The following is a 21,771-nucleotide window of genomic DNA, read 5'->3' as shown; positions in this document are numbered from 1 at the left end:
ACCCCCCGCTCCGTAGGGTGACCCGGCCCCGTACCCGGTCCTGTGGCCCAGCCCCCCCCGTGCCCGGTCCCGCGACCGGGCGACGGCTCCGCCTCACGCCTCCCCGGTCCGCGGCCGGTTCGCCGGCGCCTTCGGGAGCGCGGTCTCGATCTCCTCCCGCAGGTCCTCGATCTTGGTGTAGCCCGCGTACTGGCCGGTCAGCCGGTACATCTCGCGCAGTCGGTCCCAGGTGCGGTGCGAGGAGGTCTCGCCCATGGAGACCAGCGCGAGCCGGGCGTAGCGGTCCGCCTGCTCGGGGTCGTCGGCGATGAAGCAGGCCGAGGCGAGCGAGATGTGGTCGAAGAGCTTCGACCGGTCGTGGCCGTTCTTGCGCAGTTCGAGGGCGAGCTTGGCGTGGCGCTGGGCCGGGACCGCGGCGGCCGGGTCGTGCTCGGCGAGGGTGCGGTAGGCGAGCGCCTGCATGCCGTGCAGGTCGGCCTTGTCGAAGTTCTGCATCCAGCTCGGCTTCTCCTCGCCCTGGTCGGAGACGAAGAGGTCCTCGGCCTCGCCGAGCGTGCGGCGCATGGCCTGGCCGCGGCCCATGGACGCCTGTGCCCACGCCTCGATGGTGTGGAACATGGCCTTGGTGCGGGGCAGCAGCCGCTCCCCGGCGCCGGAGGTGGCGAGCTTCATCAGGTCGAGCGCCTCGTCGGGCCGGCCGAGGTGGACCATCTGGCGGGCGGCACGCGAGAGCGCCTCACCCGCGCGCGGCCGGTCGCCGCCCTCGCGGGCCGCGTGCGCGGCGATGACGAAGTACTTCTGGGCGGTGGGTTCGAGGCCCACGTCGTGTGACATCCAACCGGCCAGCACGGCCAGGTTGGCGGCCACGCCCCACAGTCTGCGCTGCAGGTGGTCGGGGTGGTGGTAGGCGAGCATGCCGCCCACCTCGTTGAGCTGGCCCACGACGGCCTTGCGCTGCAGCCCGCCGCCGCGGGAGGCGTCCCAGGCGCGGAACACCTCGACGGAGCGCTCCAGGGCATCGATCTCCTCCGACCCGACGGGGGCGGCCTCGTAGCGGTCGTACCCGGCGGGGTCGGCGTGGAGGGGATCGATGGCGCGGGGGGCGGCGCCGGCGCGTGCGGGGTCGGTGTGGAGCCATTCGTGCATGGCGTTGGTGAGTACGGAGCCGGCGGCGAGTGCCGCGCCGGCGCCCACCAGGCCGCGTCGGTTGAGCATGAGGTCCATTCCCGTGAATTCGGTGAGGACCGCTGCCGTACGCTCGGGCGCCCAGGGCAGCCCGTCAGGGTTGTCGGTGTTCCTGACGTCCCGCCTCTTTCCGGCGCGCCCGTGTCGTACGAACCCGAGGTCCTCGATGGTCACGACACGGCCGAGTCGCTCGGTGAACAGCGCCGCCAGCACCCGGGGCACGGGATCGCGCGGGGTCTCCCCCATGTCGATCCAGCGCCGGACCCGTGAGGTGTCGGTCGCCAGCTGCGGGTGGCCCATGGCCGCCGCCTGCCGGTTCACGAGTCTCGCGAGTTCGCCCTTGGACCAGCCGGCCAGGCCGAAAAGGTCCGCCAGGCGGGTGTTGGTTTGTCCTGTCACGTCTAAGCCCCCAGGTTCTCGGCTGAGTTGACAGTAGCCCGCTGTCATAGGGCTGGCGACTATTCGCCAGGGTTCGCCAGGGTGCGCCCGATGTTCCGCCACCCGCGCCCGGGTGTCAGGTAGGAACGCGCCACCCCGCCCCGTCGACCGGCCCTCATTTTCCCCAGGGTGCGGTCCGGTCGGGCGGGCGGGGCGACGCACGCAACTCGTCGGCGCACGAAGGGATCTGTCTCCTCCATGTACACAGCATCGTCCTCCGTGTCCGCCCCGCCCCGGCCGCTCTACCCCACCGTTCCGGCCGGTTCCGGACCGTACCTCGCCCCCGCTCCGAGGCAGGGAGCGGCGCGGCCGAGGCGCTGGGCGGGCAGCACCGTCCAGCCTCCCAGCGGGAGAATCGATCTGTCCGGCCCCCAGGGCGCCCAACTGCGCATGGCCATCGCGTCCGTCCACCGGATCTGCCCGGAGTTCAACCCGGTGCAGGTGCTGCGGCGCAGCGGACGCTCCGTACTGATCGTGGGCACGACCGGGCGGATGACCGCGGTCGCCAAGTGTTTACTGGACCACTCCCCCGCGTGGGTCGAGCGGTTCCGGCACGAGATAGCTTCCTACCGCTCCTTCGTCCGGCACCGTCCCCCGGTGCGCGCGCCGCGGCTGGTCGCCGCGGACCCGGAGAACTGCACGCTGGTCATCGAGCGGATGCCGGGACGGGCGGCGGCGCTGACCCGTCACCCGGTCGAGGCGCCGCCCCGCGCGGACGTCCGGGCCGCGCTCGGCGCCGTGGCACGGCTCAACGCCTGGCGGCCGCCGGCCGGGACGTTCGACGCGCCGCTCGACTACGGGGCGCGGATCGCCCGCTACCACGAGCTGGGTCTGTTCACCGACCGGGACCGGGACGACCTGCAGAAGCTGCTGCACGGGCTCGCGCAGGCGGGCGGACGGCAGGGCATGGGGCAGTTCTGTCACGGTGACGCCCTGCTCTCCAACATCCTGCTGTCGCCGGCCGGTCCGGTGCTCGTCGACTGGGAACACGCGGGCTGGTACCTGCCGGGCTACGACCTGGCGACGCTGTGGGCGGTGCTCGGCGAAGCGCCGCTCGCCCGGCGCCAGATCAGCCAGCTGGCGCAGCAGGCGGGGACGGCCTCGCGGGACGCGTTCCTGGTGAACCTGATGATCGTGCTGACCCGCGAGATCCGTACGTACGAGACGGCGGTGCAGCGCACGATCAAGGAGGCGCCGCCGGCCGGTTCGGTCCCGGTGCCCGCGGGCGCCCTGGCGCCAGGAGAGGAGCAGCGGCTGCTGCTGCGGCGGCTGCACGACGACTGCGCCATGGCCCGGCGGGCCGTGCGCGCGGCGGTCGGCACGCGCTGAGCGGGCCGGTCGTACGGAGAAACGGGGTGGCGCGCCGCGCGCCCGGTGCCGACACACCGGGGGCGCGGCGTTTCGTTTCGGTACGCCGGGCCCGCCCCCATTGGTCCACTCCACTGACGCGCCGCAGGCGGGCGCACCGCCTCCGGGAAACTGCCCTGACGTGGGAAATCGACGCGTCCGGCGGGTGATTGACGGATCGTCCGGGAGCCGCTACCCCTGTACGGGTTCGGTCCCGCACGCCCCCGCCCACCCCTCCCTGGAGGCTGCTTTGCTCCGTTCCACGTCCCTCAGACGTGTCGCGCCCGCCGTCCTGCTCCTTCCCCTGCTGTCCGGCGCGCCCGCGGCCACCGGCACCGCCACCGCCGATCAGCCCGAAGCGGGTCTGCTCCAGCGGCAGTTCGCGGTGGCCGCCGAGCGCCACGGCGTGCCGCAGAGCGTGCTGCTCGCCGTGTCGTACCTCCAGTCGCGCTGGGACACGCACGGCGGCGCGCCGAGCGTGACCGGCGGCTACGGTCCGATGCACCTCACCGACGCGGTGACGGCGCTCGCCGAGGCGCCGCACCACGCCGACGGCACGGAGGACGCGCGTGGCGACGACGCGCGGGCGCCACGGCTGCCGAAGCCCGTGCCGGAGCCGGAGCCGGGCACGGCGCTGCCCGCCCGGCTGCGGACCCTGGAACAGGCCGCCGAGCTGACCGGCCGGCCGGCCGAGGAGCTGCGCACCAGCACGGCCGCGAACATCGACGGCGGTGCGGCGCTGCTCGCCGCCGCGCAGCGCGCCGCCGGCCTGCCGGCGAGCGCCGATCCGGCCGACTGGTACGGGGCGGTGGCGCGCTACTCGGGTGCGGACGACACGGCGACGGCGGCCACGTACGCGAACGACGTGTTCGACGTGATCCGCTCCGGCGAGTCGCGCACCACGGACAGTGGCCAGGAGGTCGTCCTGGCGGCCGACCCGGACGTCGCTCCGGCCACCGGCCAGGTCGCGGCGCTCGGCCTGCGGGCGCCCGCGAAGGGCCCGGTGGAGTGCCCGGAGGCGGTGGCGTGCGAGTGGGTCCCGGCGCCGTACGAGGAGTTCGGGGACGGCGACTACGGCAACCACGACAAGGCGGACCGCCCGGTCTCGCAGTCGGTGGACTACATCGTCATCCACGACACCGAGGGCAGCTGGGCCACCACCCTGAAGCTGGTGCAGGACCCGACGTACGTGTCCTGGCAGTACACCCTGCGCTCCTCGGACGGGCACGTGGCACAGCACCTGGCGCTGAAGGACGTGGGCTGGCACGCGGGCAACTGGTTCCTGAACGCCAAGTCGGTGGGTCTGGAGCACGAGGGCTTCCTCACCTCGCCGGACTCCTGGTACACGGAGGCGATGTACCGCTCGTCGGCGCGCCTGGTGCGCTATCTGGCGAAACGGTACGGCATTCCGCTGGACCGGCAGCACGTCCTGGGCCACGACAACGTGCCGGGCCCGACCGCGTCGAGCGTCAGGGGCATGCACACGGATCCCGGCCCGTACTGGGACTGGGCGCACTACTTCCAGCTGCTCGGCCGGCCGATCACGCCGAGCGCGGGCCCGGACGCGGGCGTGGTGACGATCCGCCCGGACTACGCGTCCCACCAGCCGGTGTACACGGGGTGCGTGACGGCCGGGGAGGCGTGCGCGCCGCACGGGAGCGGTGCGGTGCGCCTGCACACCTCTCCGAGCGCCGACGCGCCGCTGGTGAAGGACATCGGACTGCGGCCCGGCGGGCAGGATTCCACGACCGGGGTGAACGACACGGGCGCGCGGGCGTCCACCGGCCAGAGCTACGCGGTCGCCGAGCGGCAGGGTGACTGGACGGCGATCTGGTACCTGGGGCAGAAGGCGTGGTTCCAGAACCCGAAGGAGGAGCCGACGGCGGTGAACGCGCGCGGTTCGGTGCTCACTCCGAGGGAGGGCCTGGCGTCGGTGCCGGTGTACGGGCGGGCGTATCCGGAGGCGGCGGCCTATCCGGCCGGGGTGCCGGTGCAGGCGGTGTCGCCGCTGCCGTACAAGCTGCTCGCCGGGCAGCGGTACGTGGTGGGCGGCCGCACGGCGGGCGAGTACCTCTACGCACCCACGTTCGATACAGCGGGCCACGCGGTCGTCCGCGGTCAGGAGGAGTACTACGAGATCCAGTTCGGCCATCGGGTGGCCTTTGTGAAGGCCGCTGACGTGCGGGTTTCCCAGGCCTGAGCGGGGCTGGCCGAAACCCTGCGGGTGTCGCCGGGCCGCGGCTGGAACGCGGTCCGGACGGCACCCCATGGCCGTTCGTATGACTATTCCGGTGTCCGCGTGGAGGCAGGGGTCGGCGGGTAATGCTCGGCCGGACGACCGCCCACCACGCTCACCGAGAGGCCCTCCTCGCATGGCTCAGCCCTTCGTTCTGCCGGATTTCTATGTTCCGTATCCGGCGCGGCTCAATCCCCATGTGGAGGTGGCCCGGACGCACACGCGCGACTGGGCGCGCGCGATGGGGATGCTGGAGGGCTCCGGCGTCTGGGAGGAGGCCGACCTCCAGTCGCACGACTACGCACTGCTCTGCTCGTACACCCATCCCGACTGCGACGCCGAGGTGTTGTCGCTGGTCACCGACTGGTACACCTGGGTCTTCTTCTTCGACGACCACTTCCTGGAGATCTTCAAGTACAGCGGGGACCGGGCCGGCGGCAAGGCCTATCTCGACCGGCTGCCGCCCTTCATGCCCGCCGATCCGGCGGCCGGCATGCCCGAGCCGACGAACCCGGTCGAGGCCGGGCTCGCCGATTTGTGGCGGCGGACCGTGCCGGCGATGTCGGAGGCGTGGCGGGTGCGGTTCGCCGAGGCGACCGAGCACCTGCTCTACGAGTCCCTGTGGGAGCTCGACAACATCAACTCGGGCCGGATCGCCAACCCCGTCGAGTACATCGAGATGCGCCGCAAGGTCGGCGGCGCGCCCTGGTCGGCCGGGCTCGTCGAGTACGCGGCGGGCGCCGAGGTGCCCGAGCAGTTGGCGCACTCCCGGCCGCTCCGCGTGCTGCGGGACGCCTTCTCCGACGCGGTCCATCTGCGCAACGACCTCTTCTCGTACCAGCGGGAGGTGGAGCGGGAGGGCGAGAACAGCAACGGGGTGCTGGTCCTGGAGAAGTTCCTCGGCTGTACGACGCAGGAGGCGGCGGACGCCGTCAACGACCTGCTGACCTCGCGGATCCAGCAGTTCGAGAACACGGCGCTGACCGAAGTGCCCGCGCTCTGCCTGGAGCAGGGCCTCGGCCCGGCGGAGGCCGCGGCGATCGCCGCGTACACCAAGGGACTCCAGGACTGGCAGTCCGGCGGCCACGAGTGGCACATGCGCTCCAGCCGCTACATGAACGAGGGGCTGGTGACCGGCGGTGCGCCGTTCGACGGGGTGCTCGGCACCTCCGCCCGCGACGTCCGCACGCTGTTCGGGCGCCCTGCCGAGAGCCGGGTGCGCGCGCTCACCCACCGGCCGCACCAGGAGGTGGGCCCGTCGCTCCTGCCGGACTTCGACCTGCCGTATCCGCTGACGATCAACCCGTACCACGCGGAGGCGGCGCGGCACACGGTGGACTGGGCGGAGCGCATGGGACTCCTGGACGACATCTGGGACCGGTCGATGGCGGAGGGCTTCGACCTCGCGCTCTGCTCGGCGGGCCTCGACCCGGACGCCACCGCGGAGGAGCTGAAGCTCAGCGCCGACTGGCTGAGCTGGGGCACCTACGCGGACGACTACTACCCGATCGTGTTCGGCCGGCCCCGCAACCTCGTCGCCGCGAAGCGCCAGACCGACCGGCTCAAGTCCCTGATGCCGTTGGGGGATCACCGAACCGCGGGGGCGGGTGTGGCGGGAGCGCTCAACCCGCTGGAGCGCGCGCTCGTCGACCTGTGGGCGCGCACGACGGGTCCGATGACCGAGGCGGCCCGCGCCGAGCTGCGCACGGCCCTGGACGCCATGCTGGACAGCTGGCTGTGGGAGCTGCACAACACGGCCCAGCACCGGGTGCCCGACCCGGTCGACTACATCGAGATGCGCCGCAGCACCTTCGGCTCCGAGCTGACGATGCTGCTGTGCCGGCTGCGCCACGACACGGCGCTGCCGCCGGAGCTCTTCCGCACGGGCACGGTGCGCGCGCTGGAGGGCTCGGTGATGGACTACGGGGCCATGGTCAACGACCTGTTCTCGTACCAGAAGGAGATCGAGGTCGAGGGCGAGCTGCACAACCTGGTGCTCGTGGTGCAGAAGTTCTTCGACTGCGACTACCCGGCCGCGGTGTCGATGGTCGACGACCTGATGCGCGGACGGCTGCGCCAGTACGAGCACCTGAAGAAGCACGAAGTGCCGCTGCTCTTCGAGGACTTCGAGCTCGACGCGGCGGGCCGGGCGGCCTTCGGCGCGTATCTGCGGGAGCTGGAGGACTGGCTCGCCGGGGTCCTCAACTGGCACCGCAGCGTGCGGCGTTACGGAGCGGAGGACGTCCACGCGGGCGCCGGTACCTCGCTGGCGCGGCGGGGCCCGCGGGGCCTCGGCACCTCGGCGGCGCGGCTCGCGGCGGCGTACGGCTCGCTCGTGCCGTAGTGGCGCGGACAGCCCCCGGCATCGCGCCGGGGGCTGTCGTGGCCGGTCAGGGGTGCAGGCCGCGCAACCGGTCGAGCTCGCGGCGGTCGCGCTTGGTGGGGCGGCCGGCCCCGCGGTCGCGGACGGCGGCGACGGCGACCTCCTCGCGCGGCGGCGGGGGCGGGGAGTTGTCCACGTACGCCTCGGCGGCGACGGGCGGGCCGACCCGCTTGGTGTGCAGCTCCTTGACCTCGACGATCCGCTCCCGGCCGCCGTGGAAGATCCGCACCTCGTCGCCCGGCTTCACGGGCTGTGCGGGCTTGGCCCGCTCCCCGTTGACCTTGACGTGCCCGGCGCGGCAGGCCGCCGCGGCCTGGGAACGGGTCTTGGTGAGCCGGACGGCCCAGACCCAGCTGTCGACGCGCGCGCTGCTCATCGCCCCCGCCTCCCGGTCAGCCCTGCTGGAACAGCTCGGCGGGCAGCGGCTTGAGCAGGGCGTACAGGTCGTCGGTGATGGGCCGGTCCCAACTGACGATGGTCACCAGGACGTTGTCGCTGCGGTCGAACTGCACGCAGGAGATCCGGCTCTCGGAGAGCTTGAGCCGGCGCACGATGAGCAGGTTGTCGCCCTGCATCACGGGCACGTCCTCCCGGTCGACGACCTCGACCGGCTCGTCGTTCTCGAGCGCGGCGAGCATCTGCGCCACCTCGAAGGGGACCTGCCCCTCGCCGAGCTCACGCGCCGGGGAGCCCTCGGGCAGGTTGCCGATGATCATCGCGGGGCCGCGGCCGCCGAACAGGTCGTAGCGCAGGAACACGCCCTGGCAGCTGCCGTCGGGGGCCGGCAGGAGACCGGCGCCGAGATTGCCGGGCCAGTCCCCGGGGTCCATGGCCAGGACGTCGAAGTCCGGGCCCGCGGGTGTGGCGGCGCTGCGGCGGCGGAGGAAGGACATACCGCCATGGTACGTGTCCCGGCGCACCGTGCGGCGCGCCGGGGCAGGGGGTCAGCGGCCCATGGCGATCAGGGCCTGTGCGAGGCCGGACTGGTCGGTGCCGAGCTTGCGGTAGACGGCGGAGAGCAGGCGGGTGGCGGTGGCGCGGTCGACGCCGAGGGCGGCGGCCGGATCCTCGCCGCGGGCGGCCACCTCGGCGGCGGTCCGCTCACGCGCGGTGAGCGCGTCGGTGCCGGCCGTCCGCAGCGTACGGGGGCGCAGTCCGGCGGCGGCGAGCTCGGCCCGGGCGTCCTCGACCAGGGCGTCGGCGCCGCAGCTCTGGGCGGTCTCCAGGCCCCGGTAGAGGTGCTCGGCGGCCTCCTCGGTGCGGCCCGCGCGGCGCAGCGCGATGCCGAGGGCGACGAGGGAGCGGGCCAGTTCGTACGCGGCGGGCGAGCGGTCGAGCCACTCGACGGACTCCTCCAGGAGCTTCACCCGGTCGGCGTCGCCGGAGACCTCTGCGGTGACACGGAGCGCCCGGCCGATCGCGGAGGGCGCGCCGTACTGGCGGGCGCGGGCGACGGCCTCCTGGGCCGTCGCGAGGGCCCTCGACGGGGAGACGCCGGACTGGGCGAGGGCGAGGTGGAGCTGCCAGGGGCAGCACGAGGGGTTGCGCTTGCCCCGCGGGTCCAGGCGCCGGCCGACGGCGGACAGCGCGCCGAGGGCCTCCTCGGTGCGGTCGGTGGCGAGGAGCAGTCCGGCGTGGACCGTCTCGCAGTCGGGGATGGTGACGGTGTTGGGGAAGGGGTCGCCGAAGTCGTGCTCGCGGGCGACCCGCTCGGCCTCCTCCGTGCGGCCGCGGGCGAGGAGGATCTCGATCATGACGCCGGTGGCGTACCACAGGGCGGGGGTGCGGGGGCCGACGCGCTCGGCGAGGCGGAGTCCGGCGCGGGCGAAGTCCTCGGCCTCCAGGAGCCGGCCGCGCCGGAAGCGGATGTAGCCGAGCAGGGTGTAGGCGAAGGAGAGGTGGGCACCGCGCCAGCCCCGTTTCTCGAACTCGGCGGTGCCGGCGGCGAACAGCTCCTCGGCGCGGCCGGGCCGGTCGGCGTAGAGGAAGGTGAGGGCGACGAGGACGGGGACCTCGAAGCCGCGGCTCTCGTCGGCCATGCTGAGGCCGCCTTCGAGGGCGCGTTCGGCGTACCGGAGGGCGACGGAGGCGGGTTCGGCACGCAGGGTGGCGTCCCAGGCGCGCAGCCCGATGACATAGCGCTCGGTGAGGTCGCGGCCGGTGAGCCGGTCGGCGAGGGCGGCGAGGCGCCGGGAGCGGGCGGTCGATTCGGGTTCGTCGGCGCGCAGGGCGTCCCACATGAACTTCTCGGCCTGCATGCGCAGCCTGCTGCGGGCGTCGGTGGTGAGCCGGGTCTCGCGTTCGAGGAGCTCGGTGGCCTCGACGAGGCGGTCGCTGTGGGCGAGGACCTGGGCGAGGCGGTAGACGATGCCGTGCCGCAGCGCCGGGTCGGCGACCGGTTCCTCCAAGGCGGCGCGGAGGTGGTTGACGGTGGTGGCGGGTTCGGTGAGGAGGGAGGCGCAGCCCAGTTCGAAGAGGACGGCGGCGCGCTCGTCGTGGTCCGGGGGTTCGCGCAGCGCGCGGGCGAGGTAGCGGCGGGCGGTGTCGGGCGCGCCGGCCCGCAGGGTCTCGCCGGCGGCGGCGCGCAGGTGCTGCACGACCCACGGGTCGCCCTCGGGGTGGGTCTCGACGAGGTGGCGGGCGGCCGCGGTGGAGCCGAGTCCGGCGTCGACGACGCACCAGGCGGCCTGGCCGTGCAGGGCGACGCGGGTGGCGGCGGGGATGGCGTCGTAGACCGCGGTGGCGATGAGCGGGTGGACGAACTCGAGGGCGTCGCGCTCCTCGTCGACGGGGTCGGCGAGGACGCGCGCGCCGCGCAGCAGCGTGGCACAGCGGGTGACCTCCTCGCTGCCGAGTCCGGCGACGGCACCGGCGAGCTGCGGGGAGATCTCGGTGCCGAGGACGGCGCAGGCCCAGGCGAGGCGGACGGTGGCGGTACCGAGGCGTTCGATCTGGGCGATGAGTCCGCTGCCCTTGACGGCGGCGGCGAGGTCGCGCAGGGCGGGGGCGCGGTCGGCGACGGGTTCGAGGCCGCGGTCGCGGATCCTGAGGGCGAGTTCGACGGCCTCGAAGGGGTTGCCGGAGGTGACGGCCCAGCATTCGTGGCAGAAGGCGTCGTCGGCGTGGGCGCCGACGCGGTCGCGGACGAGGCCGGCGATGGCGGTGGAGGTGAGCGGCTCCAGGCCGATGGGGCGCTGGCCGGACCGGCGTCCGGTGAACTCCTCGCCCGCGTCCGGGAGTTCGTCGGGCCGGTAGGCGACGACGAGCAGCATGGGCAGTTCTTCGGCGCGGGGTGAGAAGGCGGAGAGCCAGCCGAGGGACTCGGGGTCGGCCCAGTGCGCGTCGTCGAGCACGACGACGAGCGGGGCGCGGCGGACGGCGAGGTGGGTGAGCACCCAGTCGAGCCCGTCGCGCAGGCCCTGCGGGTCCGGCGGGGCACCCTCGGCGGCGGTGCACAGGCCGAGGGCGGGCCCGACGATGTCGTACCAGCTGCCGAGCCGCTCGCGCAGCTCGGTGCGGGAGGCGGCGGCGAGCTGCGGCTGGATCAGCTGCCGGGCGACGTGGAAGGCGACCCGCTGCTCCTGGTCGCCGCCGCGCGCGGAGAGCACGGTGCAGCCCTTGGCGGCGGCCCGGCGGCGGATCTCGGCGAGCAGGGTGGTCTTGCCGAGGCCGGCGGGCGCGGCGTACGCGAGGACGCCGCCGCGGCGCGGGGCGGCACCGGGCCGTACGGGGGCGCGGCCGGGGCCGGAGCCGGGGACGAGCCGCAGGGCACGGCCCGGACGGCCGAGGTGGTGGAGAGGGGTGAGGGCGGCGACGGCGTCTTCCGGGCGTACGGCGTCGGCGGTCGGGGCCGGCGGGTCCGCCGGGTCGGCACCGTCCTTGCGGGGCGCCACGGCGGACCGGACGGCGCCGGGCTCGCGGCCGGAGTCCGCGGCGGGATCCGCGGGTCCGGACCCGTCGGCGTCCACGGATCCGGGAACGGATCCGGTGACCGGTCCGGGAGCGGACTCGCGCGGGGCCGCGTCCTGGTCCGACGGGGACGGCCAGGCCGCGTCGGAGCCGAGCCCGACGAGCAGGTTCAACGCGTCCTCGGCCGCCGCGAGTTCCGCCTCGCGCTCGAAGAGGCCGAAGCCGCGGCCGGCGGGACCGCCGGTGTGCTGTGTTGTCATCGTCCACCCCCACGATGGGGGCGCACGCCCGGCGCACAGGGGGGTGCGTCGGGGCGGTGGCCCCACGAAAGGCCCAGCGTACGCCGGGAGGCCGGGTCAGTGAGCAGCTTTGTGTGGGTTGTGTGAAAGGGCGTCGAGGACGGCCAAAGCCTGCTCCACCCGGGCGTGTTCGACGAAGAGGTGATCATGATGGAAGCCGGCGACGACGTTGCAGCTCAGGCCCGCGTCGGCGAGGGCCCCGGCGACGGCCGCGGTGAGTCCGACGGCGTCGAGCGCGGAGTGGACGCGCAGGGTGATCCACGCGGCCACGTAGTCGTACGCCAGCGAGGCCGCGTCGGCCTCCTCCTGGCGTACCACCATCGTCACGCCCTCGGGCTCGGCGACGGTGACGACCGGAGTGAGGCCCGCGGGCAGGGAGCCCGGCTCGGCGCGCTCCAGCGTGGTGAAGACATAGCGGCCCGGGTTCGGTTCGGGCCGCATCCCGGCGAGCAGCCGGGCCAGGTCGCGCTCGGGCCTCACGTCAGGTCGAACTCTCCGTCGCGCGCGTTCACCACGAACGCCCGCCATTCCGCCGGGCTGAAGACGAGCGACGGCACCTCCGGCCGCCGCCCGTTGCGCATCGCGATGAAGCCCTCGACGAACGCGATCTCGACGTCCCCGACGCCCTGGCTGCCGGAGCGCCATTCGGCGTGTGACAGGTCGAGTTCGGGCACGCTCCGGCCCGTGACCCCGTCCTCGGTGAAGGCGTGCCGACCGGTAAGGGTGCTGGTGCTGTCCGCCACGTCCCTGCTCCTCTCGCGCGGTGGGGCCTCAGCGTAGCGAGCGGCCGGAGGTGCGGACAGACCCTCATCCGGTGGGCGGCCGGTCGCCCACGACCCACATCGAGAAGAACTGCGCGCCCCCTCCGTACGCGTGCCCGAGCGCCGTGCGCGCGCCTTCGACCTGGTGTTCGCCGGCCTGGCCGCGGACCTGCAGCGCCGCCTCCGCGAAGCGGATCATGCCGGAGGCGCCGATGGGGTTGGTGGACAGGACACCGCCGGAGGGGTTGACGGGCAGGTCGCCGCCGATCTCGGTGACCCCGGCCTCGGTGAGCTTCCAGCCCTCGCCCTCGGCGGCGAAGCCCAGGTTCTCCAGCCACATCGGCTCGTACCAGGAGAACGGCACGTACATCTCGACGGCGTCGATCTGGCGCCGCGGGTCGGTGATGCCGGCCTGCCGGTAGACGTCGGCCGCGCAGTCGCGGCCGGCCCGCGGCGAGACGAAGTCCTTCCCGGCGAAGAGGGTCGGCTCGCTGCGCATCGCCCCGCCGTGCACCCAGGCCGGCGGGCGGGGCGAACGGGCCGCGCCCGTGCGGTCGGTGAGGACCATCGCACAGGCCCCGTCGGAGGACGGGCAGGTCTCGGAGTAGCGGATCGGGTCCCACAGCATCGGTGCGGACTGCACCTTCTCCAGGGTGATGTCGTGCTCGTGGAGATGGGCGTAGGGGTTCTTCAGCGCGTTGCGGCGGTCCTTGTAGGCGACGAGGGAGCCGATCGTGTCCGGCGCGCCGGTGCGGCGCATGTAGGCGCGCACGTGCGGGGCGAAGAAGCCGCCGGCGCCGGCGAGCAGCGGCTGCTGGAAGGGGACGGGCAGCGACAGGCCCCACATGGCGTTGGACTCGGACTGCTTCTCGAAGGCGAGGGTGAGGACGGTGCGGTGCACCCGGGCGGCCACCAGGTTGGCGGCGACGAGGGCGGTGGAGCCGCCGACCGAGCCCGCGGTGTGCACCCGGAGCATGGGCTTGCCGACGGCGCCGAGCGCGTCGGCGAGGTAGAGCTCCGGCATCATCACGCCCTCGAAGAAGTCGGGGGCCTTGCCGATGACGACGGCGTCTACGTCCGCCCAGGTCAACGCGGCGTCGTCGAGCGCCCTTTGGGCGGCCTCGCGGACGAGTCCGGCGATCGACACGTCCCGGCGGGCGGCGACGTGCTTGGTCTGCCCGATGCCGACGACGGCTACCCTCTCTTTGGATGTCACAGCCTTACTCATGCGAGTCCCCTTCCAGGACGGCGACCAGGTTCTGCTGGAGGCAGGGCCCGGAGGTGGCGTGGGCCAGGGCGCGGTGGGAGGCGCCGCGGTGGATGCGGGCGGCGGCCTCGCCGAGCCGGATCAGTCCGGCGGCCATCATCGGGTTGGCGGCGAGCGCGCCGCCGGACGGGTTGACGCGGACGTCGTCGGCGAGGCCGAGCGCCTTGCGCAGGACGACCTCCTGGGAGGTGAAGGGCGCGTGGAGTTCGGCCGTGTCGATGGGCCGTCCGGCGGCCGGGTCGTACGCGCCGGCGCGCTCGGCCGCGAGGCGGGTGGAGGGCGAGTCGGTGAGGTCGCGCACGCCCAGCGCGTGCGCCTCGATGCGGTGGTCCATGCCGGTGATCCAGGCGGGCCGGGCGCACAGCTCCCGGGCCCGGTCGCCCGCCGCGAGGATCACGGCGGCGGCGCCGTCGCCGACCGGCGGGCAGTCGCCGGTGCGCAGCGGCGCCACGACGTAGTCGCCCTGCGGGCGGGCCCCGGGCAGCTGGGCGTGCGGATTGGCGGCGGCGTCCTGGCGGCTGCGGGCGGCGATCGCCGCGAGGCCGCGCTCGTCGGTCTCGCCCGCGTCGATCAGGGCCCGGGCCTGGAGCGCGGCGAGGGCGACGGAGTCGGGCCACAGGGGCGCCGCGTAGTACGGGTCGAGCTGGCGGGTCAGCACGTCGCGGACGGAACCGGGCGAGGACTTCCCGTAGGAGTACACCAGCGCCGTGTCGGCCTCGCCGGTCAGCAGCTTCACCCACGCCTCGTACAGCGCCCAGGCGCCGTCCGTCTCGACGTGCGACTCGGAGATCGGCGGCCAGGCACCGACGCCGTCCAGGGCCATGGTGAAGGAGAAGGCGCGGCCGGCGAGGTAGTCGCAGGAGCCGGAGCAGGTGAAGCCGATGTCGGAGGTCTTCAGTCCGGTCTGCCGGAGCACCTCGTGGAGCACCGGCATCAGCATCTCGACCTCGGAGAGGTCGTCGGTGCGGCGGGCGTGGTCGGTCTGGGCGAAGGCGACGATCGCCACGTCGCGGATGGCGGGGCTCACAGCAGCTCCTTGTACGTGTCGTAGTCGGCGTCCGGCTCGCCGCAGGGGCGGTAGTGGTCCGGATAGCGGCCGCCCTCGGTCCACACCGGCTCGACCCGCAGGCCCATCCGGACCTGGTCGTACGGGATGCCCGCGATCCGGCCGTGCAGCGCGAGGCCGGCGCCGTCGAGGGCGATGTGGGCGTAGACGTAAGGGACTTCGATGTCGAGGTTGCGCGCCTTGATGTTCACGATGCAGTACGTGGTCACCGTCCCGCGCGGCCCGACCTCGACCTTGTCGGTCGTCGCGACGCCGCAGGTGGGGCAGGCGCCGCGCGGCGGGACGTACACCTTGGCGCAGGACGGGCAGCGCTCGCCGACGGTGCGCCGGTCGGCGAGGGCGTGGAGATAGGCGGTCTGGGCGCGGCCGGGGGTGTAGGTGTAGTCGAGGCGGGCGGGCGCGACGATGCCGGTGACGGGCTCGGCGAACACGCCGTCGTGCGGGCGGGGTCGGGGCCGATGCTCGGCCGTGGTGTCCGCGTACGGCTCGAAGCACGCGATGTCCGTGATGGCCCCGTGCCGCTCCTCGGCCCAGCGCACCCGGACCCGCATCCCGCTCCGTACGGCCTCGGGCCCGGGCGCGTCGAGCGCGTGCAGCAGCGCGGTGTCGGCACCGTCGGGCCGTACGAGCACCCAGGCGAAGGGCGTCGCGAGCGGCTGCCCGGGCCGTGGCTCGGCGTTCCACGCCCAGGTGGTCACGGTCCCGGTGGCCTCGACTTCGACCAGCTCCCGCAGCTCGGCCGCGGTCTCGGGGTCGTACTCGACGGGCGGCACGAGCACCCGTCCGGCCTCGGTGCGCACGCCGAGGACGACGCGCTCGCGCAGCCCGGTGAGGAACGCGGACTGGACGGGCCCGAGGGAGCGGGTGAAGGGGAACTCGACGACGAGGGGGGCGCGGAGCGTTTCGGGGGCGGGGGGCATGAGGACCTCCAAGTTCAGCCCGTCCGGCGTTTGAGGACACGGCCGCAGGCCGTACGGGGTCCGGGGCGGAGCCCCGGTTTCGGGAAGGGGCGGGGTGGGGGATCTTCACTCGCGCCGGTACACCGGCGTCCGCTTCTCCGCGAACGCCTTCGCGCCCTCCTTCGCGTCCGCCGTCGCGAAGATCGGCCACCCGCGCTTCAGTTCCGCCGCGAGCCCGTCCTCCTCCGTCATCTCGGCGGTCTCGTAGACGGATGCCTTGACCGCCTCGACGGCGAGCGGACCGCAGGCGTTGATGCGGTCGGCGATCTCCAGGGCCGTGTCGAGCGCCTGGCCGTCGGGGACGACGCGGCCGACGAGGCCGATGCGGGCGGCCTCCTCCGCGGGGTAGGGGCGGCCGGTGAGGAGCATTTCCAGGGCGTGGGTGCGGGGTATCTGGCGCGGGAGGCGGACGGTGGAGCCGCCGATGGGGAAGAGACCGCGGCGGACCTCGAAGAGGCCGAAGGTGGCGGAGGCGCCGGCGACGCGGATGTCGGTGCCCTGGAGGATCTCGGTGCCGCCGGCGACACAGTGGCCCTCGACGGCGGCGATGACGGGTTTGCGCGGGCGGTGGTGGCGCAGCATCGCCTTCCAGTGGAGGTCGGGGTCGGCGGTCATGCGGTCGCGGTAGTGGTCGCCGGCCATGCCGTCGCCGGCGAGGGCCTTGAGGTCCATGCCGGCGCAGAAGGTGCCGCCGGCGCCGGTGAGGACGACGGAGCGGATGGTGTCGTCGGCGTCGGCGGCGAGCCAGCCGTCGTACAGACCGACCAGCATCGGCAGCGAGAGCGCGTTCTTCGCCTCGGGCCGGTTGAGGGTGAGGACGAGTGTGGCGCCCTCGCGCCGCACGGTGAGGTGTTCGGTGCCAGCCATGGGCATCTCCCGTCTCCGTTTCTGGAACAGGTTGCAGGAGTCGCCAGGCCACTTCAATAGTTTTCTGACACCTAGTCAGATTCTTCTGCGCGGGCTCTTCCCACCTCTTCCCATCGGCGCTCTAATGACCGACCGAGTCGCTGGCGGGCCAGGATCAGGAGGAACGGTGGAGTACAACCTTGCCGACCTGTTCGAATCGGTCGTCGACGTGGTCCCGGACCGCGAGGCGCTGGTCTACGTCGACCACCCCGGCACCGGCGCCGAGCGCCGGCTCACCTACGCCGGACTCGACGCCGCCGCCAACCGGCTCGCGCACCACCTCGTCGACGCGGGCCTCAGGCCCGGCGAACACCTCGGCCTGCACCTCTACAACGGGGTCGAGTACCTCCAGACCGTGCTGGCCTGCCTGAAGGCCCGGCTCGTCCCGGTGAACGTCAACTACCGTTATGTCGAGGAGGAGTTGGTCTACCTCTACCGGGACGCCGATCTGGCCGCGCTCGTCTTCGACGCCGAGTTCACGGAGCGGGTGGCGGCCGCGCTGCCGCAGACGGAGAAGCTGCGGCACCTCGTGCGGGTGGGGACCCCGGACGAGGACGCGCCCTCGCTCGACTGCGTGGAGTACGCGGACGCCGAGGCGGCCGGTTCGCCGGAGCGCGGTTTCGGGCCGCGCTCGGCCGACGACCTGTTCGTCATCTACACCGGCGGCACCACGGGCATGCCCAAGGGCGTGATGTGGCGCCAGGAGGACCTGTTCTTCGCCGGACTGTTCGGCGGCGATCCGAGCGGCGAGCCGGTCAAGCGGCCGGAGGAGCTGGCCGAGCGGGTCGCGGCGGGCGGCGCGGGGCTCACCTTCTTCCCGACTCCCCCGCTGATGCACGGCACGTCCACGCTCACCTCGTTCATCGCCTTCAACTACGGGCAGCGCGTGGTCATCCACCGCAAGTACGTGCCCGAGGAGGTGCTGCGCACCATCGAGAAGGAGAAGGTGTCGAGCGTCTCGCTGGTCGGCGACGCGATGCTGCGGCCCCTCGTCGACGCCCTGCGCGGCCCGCTCAAGGGCACCGATCTCTCCTCGCTGTTCAGCGTGTCGTCCTCCGGGGCGATCATGTCGGACACCGTCCGCGAACAGTTCCAGGAGCTCGTGCCGAACGTGCTGCTGCTCAACAACTTCGGCTCGTCCGAGTCCGGTTCCAACGGCCGGGCGACCGACGACTCCGGGCCCGCGAAGGGCTTCCGGCTGCACGTCAACGAACGCACCCAGGTCGTCGACCCGGCCACCCACGAGCCCGTGGCCGCCGGCGGGACCGGCCGGCTCGCGCAGCGCGGACACGTGCCGCTCGGCTACTACAACGACCCGGCGAAGACCGCCGAGACCTTCTTCCAGAAGGACGGCGAACGCTGGGTGCTGCTCGGCGACATGGCCACCGTCGACGAGGAGGGCATCGTCACCGTCCTCGGCCGCGGCTCGCAGTGCATCAACACCGGTGGCGAGAAGGTCTATCCGGAGGAGGTCGAGCAGGCGCTCAAGGCCCATCCTGACGTGTACGACGCGCTGGTCGCCGGCGTGCCCGACCCGAAGTGGGGCAGCCATGTGGCCGCCGTCGTCCAGCTCCGCGCCGGGGCCGCGTCCCTGGACCTGGCAGCCGTCCAGGCCCACTGCCGCACCCGGCTCGCCGGCTACAAGGTGCCGCGCCAGCTGGTGCTCACCGACCGGATCCAGCGCTCGCCCAGCGGCAAGGCGGACTACCGCTGGGCCCGGTCCGTGGCGGTGGAGGCCGACGGCTCCTAGACGCCGAACTCCCTGATGACCGCGAGGAACTCGTCGGGCCGGGTGGCGTGGATCAGATGCCCGACCGCGATGGTGACCAGGCGGGCGTCCGGGATCTGCTCCGCCATCCAGGCGAGCTGGTCCTGCCGCAGATGGCTCTGCTCGCCGCCGCCGACGATCAGGGTGGGCGCGGTGATCGCCGGCAGCTCCGTGCGCCAGGCCGGGTCGGGCTCGTTCAGCTGGGCGTTGGTCGCGCCGACCACCGCCCAGTCGAAGCCGAGCGGCTCGTCCGGACGCTCCACCGGGCCGCGCGGCGGATCGAGCGGGAAGAAGACCGGGGCGTCCTCCAGGACGAGCCGCCCGATCAGCTCCGGCTCCCGCTGGGCCAGGAGGTACGCCGCCGCGCCGCCCATCGAGTGCGCGACGACGGTGGCGCCGGCCAGCCCGAGCGCCTTCAGGAAGCCGCCGAGCTCGTCGCGGAAGACGTCGAAGCCGTAGCGGCCGGGACGGTCGCTGAGTCCGTGGCCGCGCAGGTCGAGCGCGTACACCCGCCGGTCGGCACGGAGCGCGGCGGCGATCCCGGCCCAGTCGGTGCCGTTCTCGCCGCGGCCGTGCACCAGGACCACCGGCGGCGCGCCCTCCGGCCCGCCGACCCGGTACGCGAGGCGGACGCCGTCGACGACGACCGTGCGCACCTCCGGGTCGAGGAAGGCGGCGACCGGGCGCACGAAGGCGCCGGCGTCGTCGACCCACGGGAAGTGTCCGGCGCCCGGCTGGACGACGACCTCGCCGCGCGGGAAGCAGGCGGCGATCTCGGCGGCCCTCGCCGGGGTGGGACCGCCGTCGTACTCGCCCGCCAGGACGAGGACCGGCGCGTCGAGGGCGCGCAGCGCGGCCCGGGTGGTCTCCGGGTCGAAGGCGCCTTCCCCGTAGAAGACCCGCGCGGCCTCCCAGTTGGTCTGCTCGCCGACGCCCGCCGCGTGCGCCCGCGCGGCCTCGTCCCAGCGGCCGTACGCGAACGGCATGACGACCGGGGCGGCCTCCCGCTGCGGGGTGTCGGGGCCGAGGGCCTCCAGGGCGGCACGGGCCTGCGGGTACCAGGGTTCGGCGGCGAAGACCTCGGCGGCCTTGTCCCACTCCTCGTCGGTGACGCCGACGCCGACGGCCCGGCCGCCCGGGGTGACCAGGACCAGGGAGCGGATCCGCTCGGGGTGCGCGGCGGCGTAGAGGGTGGCGAGGTTGCCGCTGCCGGAGTGACCGAGCAGATCGATGCGCTCCAGGCCGAGGTGGGCGCGCAGCGCCTCGACGTCGGCGACCTGGCGGTCGCAGCGGTAGCTCGCCGGGTCGGCGGGGACGGCGCTGTCGCCGGTGCCGCGCGGGTCGAGCACGATCAGCGTGCGGTGGGCGCCGAGTCCCCCGAGGTCGCCGAGGTAGACCGGGTCGCGCATGGGCCCGCCAGGCAGGACGAGCAGGGGTTCGCCCTCGCCCTGTGTCCGGTAGGAGAGTTCGGTTCCGTCGTGGGTGGTGAACTGAGGCATGTCGTCGATCATGTCCGTCCGGCGAGGAGCGCGGCAATCGGGTTCTCTCCGGGCGCGATACGGTGGGATGTCCGCCCCACCAGCGAAGGAACCCGCCACACCGTGTCCGAGACCCGTCAGGCCGAGCCGCATCCCGACGAGCCGCACCACGACGAGCTGCGCGGTGACTGCGCGAACTGCTTCGGGCTCTGCTGTGTGGCCCTGCCCTTCGCGAAGTCCAGCGACTTCGCGGTGAACAAGTCCTCGGGCGATCCCTGCCGGAACCTCCAGGACGACTTCCGCTGCGGCATCCACACCCGGCTGCGGGACAGCGGCTTCCGCGGCTGCACGGTGTACGACTGCTTCGGCGCCGGCCAGAAGGTCTCGCAGGTCACCTTCCGCGGGGTGTCCTGGCGGGAGGCGCCGGACAGCGCCCGGCAGATGTACGAGGTGTTCCCCGTGATGCGCCAGCTGCACGAGCTGCTGCGCTACCTCAGCGAGGCCCGGGCGCTCACCGCGACGCGCTCGCTGCACCGGGACCTGGACCGTGCCCTGGCCCGGGTGACGGAGCTGACGGACGGCTCGGCGGCGGACCTGGAGAAGCTGGACGTCGGCCCGGGGCGGGCCGACGTCAATCCGCTGCTCCTGAAGAGCAGCGTCCTGGTCCGGGCGGCGGCCGGCGGCAAGCCGAAGAGCAGGCGCGGCGCGGACCTGATCGGCGCCCGGCTGCGCGGGGCGAAGCTGCGCGGCGCGGACCTGCGCGGGGCGCTGCTGATCGCCGCGGACCTGAGCGGGGCGGACCTCTCGCTGGCCGATCTGATCGGCGCGGACCTACGGGACGCCGATCTGTCGGGCGCGGACCTGACCGGCGCGCTGTTCCTCACCCAGCCGCAGCTCAACTCGGCCCGCGGCGACGCGGCCACCCGGCTGCCCGAGGGCTTCGAGCGCCCGGCGCACTGGACGCGCTAGAACTCGTACGTACAGGGCGTGGTCGTGGTCAGCGCCGCGAAGCCGAGCCGCGTCAGGATCGGGCGGCTGGTGTCGGCCGCGTCGACCTGGAGGTAGCGGTAGCCGCGGGCGGCGGCGATACGGGCGCGATGGGCGACCAGGGCCCGGTAGAGGCCGCGGCCGCGCCAGCCCTCGACGGTGCCGCCGCCGTACAGGCCGGCGAAGTCGCTGCCCTCCGCGAGCTCCAGGCGGGCGGCGCTGACGGGTTCGCCGTCGGCGAGGGCGACGACCGCGGCGACCGTGCCGGGAGTCTCGGCGAGCTGGTCGAGCAGACGGCGGCCGAGGGCGGAGCTGTCGGTGCCGAAGGCCAGTTCGTGGACCCGCACCACCATCTCCACCCCTGCCTCGTCGGTGACCGCGCGCAGCTCGACGCCTTCGGGCAGCCCCTCGTGCGCGGGCAGGGCGGCGGTCTCGGCGACCATCAGGGTCTCCGGCTCCTCGGCGGTGAAACCGGCGGCGAGCAACCGCCCCGCGAGGTCGGCTGGGCCGTCGTGGCCGTACAGCTTCCATTCGAAGGAACGCCCGGCGAGCCGGTAGTGGCGGATCTGCGCGGCGATGACGGCGTCGGCGTCGTGCGCGTCGAGGCCGGACCAGAGGATGCCGTTCCAGCCGTGCGCGGGCCCCGTCTGGCGGACGACGGGACCGTCGCGTTCGACGCGGGCGCCGGGCCCGTCGGGGCGGGCGCCGAGGCGGAGCTGCTGGTCGAAGAGGGTACGGGTCTGGTGGAGGTCCATGGCCTCACCCCAGCATCGGGCGAGGTC

Annotated in this window: 17 protein-coding genes; 5 read left to right on the top strand and 12 right to left on the bottom strand. The window is 73.8% G+C overall.

The window, feature by feature from the left end; all coding sequences use genetic code 11:
- Nucleotides 1-93 precede the first annotated feature (93 nt).
- Complete coding sequence (locus ACWEV0_RS04535) at nucleotides 94-1,584, bottom strand: DNA-binding protein NsdB (RefSeq protein WP_453146380.1); 1,491 nt, start codon at nucleotides 1,582-1,584, stop codon at nucleotides 94-96.
- Nucleotides 1,585-1,821: 237 nt separating this feature from the next.
- On the opposite strand from ACWEV0_RS04535, the gene ACWEV0_RS04530 reads away from it, so the two are divergent.
- The 3 genes from ACWEV0_RS04530 (at nucleotide 1,822) to ACWEV0_RS04520 (ending at nucleotide 7,550) form a co-directional block, all read left to right on the top strand.
- Nucleotides 1,822-2,952, top strand: a complete 1,131-nt coding sequence (locus ACWEV0_RS04530; RefSeq protein WP_453146378.1) for an aminoglycoside phosphotransferase family protein — start codon at nucleotides 1,822-1,824, stop codon at nucleotides 2,950-2,952.
- A gap of 268 nt (nucleotides 2,953-3,220) precedes the next feature.
- Nucleotides 3,221-5,170 carry an N-acetylmuramoyl-L-alanine amidase gene (locus ACWEV0_RS04525; RefSeq protein WP_453146377.1) on the top strand — a complete coding sequence of 650 codons (1,950 nt, stop codon included), beginning with the start codon at nucleotides 3,221-3,223 and terminating at the stop codon, nucleotides 5,168-5,170.
- A 172-nt stretch (nucleotides 5,171-5,342) separates the two neighbouring features.
- Nucleotides 5,343-7,550, top strand: a complete 2,208-nt coding sequence (locus ACWEV0_RS04520; protein WP_453146376.1) for a terpene synthase family protein — start codon at nucleotides 5,343-5,345, stop codon at nucleotides 7,548-7,550.
- Between the two features lie 46 nt (nucleotides 7,551-7,596).
- On the opposite strand, the gene ACWEV0_RS04515 is transcribed toward ACWEV0_RS04520, so the two are convergent.
- The 9 genes from ACWEV0_RS04515 to ACWEV0_RS04475 all read right to left on the bottom strand — a co-directional run bounded on the left by ACWEV0_RS04515 (nucleotide 7,597) and on the right by ACWEV0_RS04475 (nucleotide 16,717).
- Complete coding sequence (locus ACWEV0_RS04515; protein ID WP_451611348.1) at nucleotides 7,597-7,965, bottom strand: RNA-binding S4 domain-containing protein; 369 nt, start codon at nucleotides 7,963-7,965, stop codon at nucleotides 7,597-7,599.
- Between the two features lie 16 nt (nucleotides 7,966-7,981).
- The gene (locus tag ACWEV0_RS04510; protein ID WP_389213830.1) at nucleotides 7,982-8,482 is read right to left on the bottom strand and encodes a hypothetical protein; all 501 of its coding nucleotides are present in this window, start codon (nucleotides 8,480-8,482) and stop codon (nucleotides 7,982-7,984) included.
- A gap of 51 nt (nucleotides 8,483-8,533) precedes the next feature.
- Nucleotides 8,534-11,758, bottom strand: a complete 3,225-nt coding sequence (locus ACWEV0_RS04505) for an ATP-binding protein (RefSeq protein ID WP_453146375.1) — start codon at nucleotides 11,756-11,758, stop codon at nucleotides 8,534-8,536.
- A 96-nt stretch (nucleotides 11,759-11,854) separates the two neighbouring features.
- Complete coding sequence (locus ACWEV0_RS04500; RefSeq protein ID WP_453146373.1) at nucleotides 11,855-12,277, bottom strand: ACT domain-containing protein; 423 nt, start codon at nucleotides 12,275-12,277, stop codon at nucleotides 11,855-11,857.
- Complete coding sequence (locus ACWEV0_RS04495) at nucleotides 12,274-12,540, bottom strand: DUF397 domain-containing protein (protein ID WP_453146371.1); 267 nt, start codon at nucleotides 12,538-12,540, stop codon at nucleotides 12,274-12,276. The genes ACWEV0_RS04500 and ACWEV0_RS04495 overlap by 4 nt, the downstream gene beginning before the upstream one ends.
- Before the next feature lie 64 nt (nucleotides 12,541-12,604).
- Nucleotides 12,605-13,786 (bottom strand): thiolase domain-containing protein, encoded by a 1,182-nt coding sequence (locus ACWEV0_RS04490; RefSeq protein WP_453146370.1) that lies wholly within the window; start codon nucleotides 13,784-13,786, stop codon nucleotides 12,605-12,607.
- Nucleotides 13,779-14,840, bottom strand: a complete 1,062-nt coding sequence (locus ACWEV0_RS04485) for a thiolase domain-containing protein (RefSeq protein ID WP_453146404.1) — start codon at nucleotides 14,838-14,840, stop codon at nucleotides 13,779-13,781. The genes ACWEV0_RS04490 and ACWEV0_RS04485 overlap by 8 nt, the downstream gene beginning before the upstream one ends.
- Before the next feature lie 8 nt (nucleotides 14,841-14,848).
- Nucleotides 14,849-15,811: a Zn-ribbon domain-containing OB-fold protein gene (locus ACWEV0_RS04480; protein WP_453146368.1), complete on the bottom strand. Its 963-nt coding sequence runs from the start codon at nucleotides 15,809-15,811 to the stop codon at nucleotides 14,849-14,851.
- Nucleotides 15,812-15,916: 105 nt separating this feature from the next.
- Nucleotides 15,917-16,717 carry a crotonase/enoyl-CoA hydratase family protein gene (locus ACWEV0_RS04475; protein WP_453146366.1) on the bottom strand — a complete coding sequence of 267 codons (801 nt, stop codon included), beginning with the start codon at nucleotides 16,715-16,717 and terminating at the stop codon, nucleotides 15,917-15,919.
- Between the two features lie 166 nt (nucleotides 16,718-16,883).
- Here ACWEV0_RS04475 and ACWEV0_RS04470 point away from each other — a divergent pair, with 166 nt between their 5' ends.
- Complete coding sequence (locus ACWEV0_RS04470; RefSeq protein WP_453146365.1) at nucleotides 16,884-18,506, top strand: acyl-CoA synthetase; 1,623 nt, start codon at nucleotides 16,884-16,886, stop codon at nucleotides 18,504-18,506.
- Here ACWEV0_RS04470 and ACWEV0_RS04465 read toward each other — a convergent pair.
- Complete coding sequence (locus ACWEV0_RS04465; protein ID WP_453146364.1) at nucleotides 18,503-20,023, bottom strand: alpha/beta fold hydrolase; 1,521 nt, start codon at nucleotides 20,021-20,023, stop codon at nucleotides 18,503-18,505. The genes ACWEV0_RS04470 and ACWEV0_RS04465 overlap by 4 nt on opposite strands.
- 102 nt (nucleotides 20,024-20,125) lie before the next feature.
- Here ACWEV0_RS04465 and ACWEV0_RS04460 point away from each other — a divergent pair, with 102 nt between their 5' ends.
- On the top strand, nucleotides 20,126-20,971 hold the full coding sequence (locus tag ACWEV0_RS04460; RefSeq protein WP_453146362.1) for a pentapeptide repeat-containing protein: 846 nt from the start codon (nucleotides 20,126-20,128) through the stop codon (nucleotides 20,969-20,971).
- On the opposite strand, the gene ACWEV0_RS04455 is transcribed toward ACWEV0_RS04460, so the two are convergent.
- Nucleotides 20,968-21,744 carry a GNAT family N-acetyltransferase gene (locus ACWEV0_RS04455; protein WP_453146360.1) on the bottom strand — a complete coding sequence of 259 codons (777 nt, stop codon included), beginning with the start codon at nucleotides 21,742-21,744 and terminating at the stop codon, nucleotides 20,968-20,970. The genes ACWEV0_RS04460 and ACWEV0_RS04455 overlap by 4 nt on opposite strands.
- Nucleotides 21,745-21,771 lie beyond the last annotated feature (27 nt).

This window comes from Streptomyces sp. NPDC003943 (genome assembly GCF_053605265.1).
This window is presented reverse-complemented; position numbering and strand designations above follow the sequence as displayed.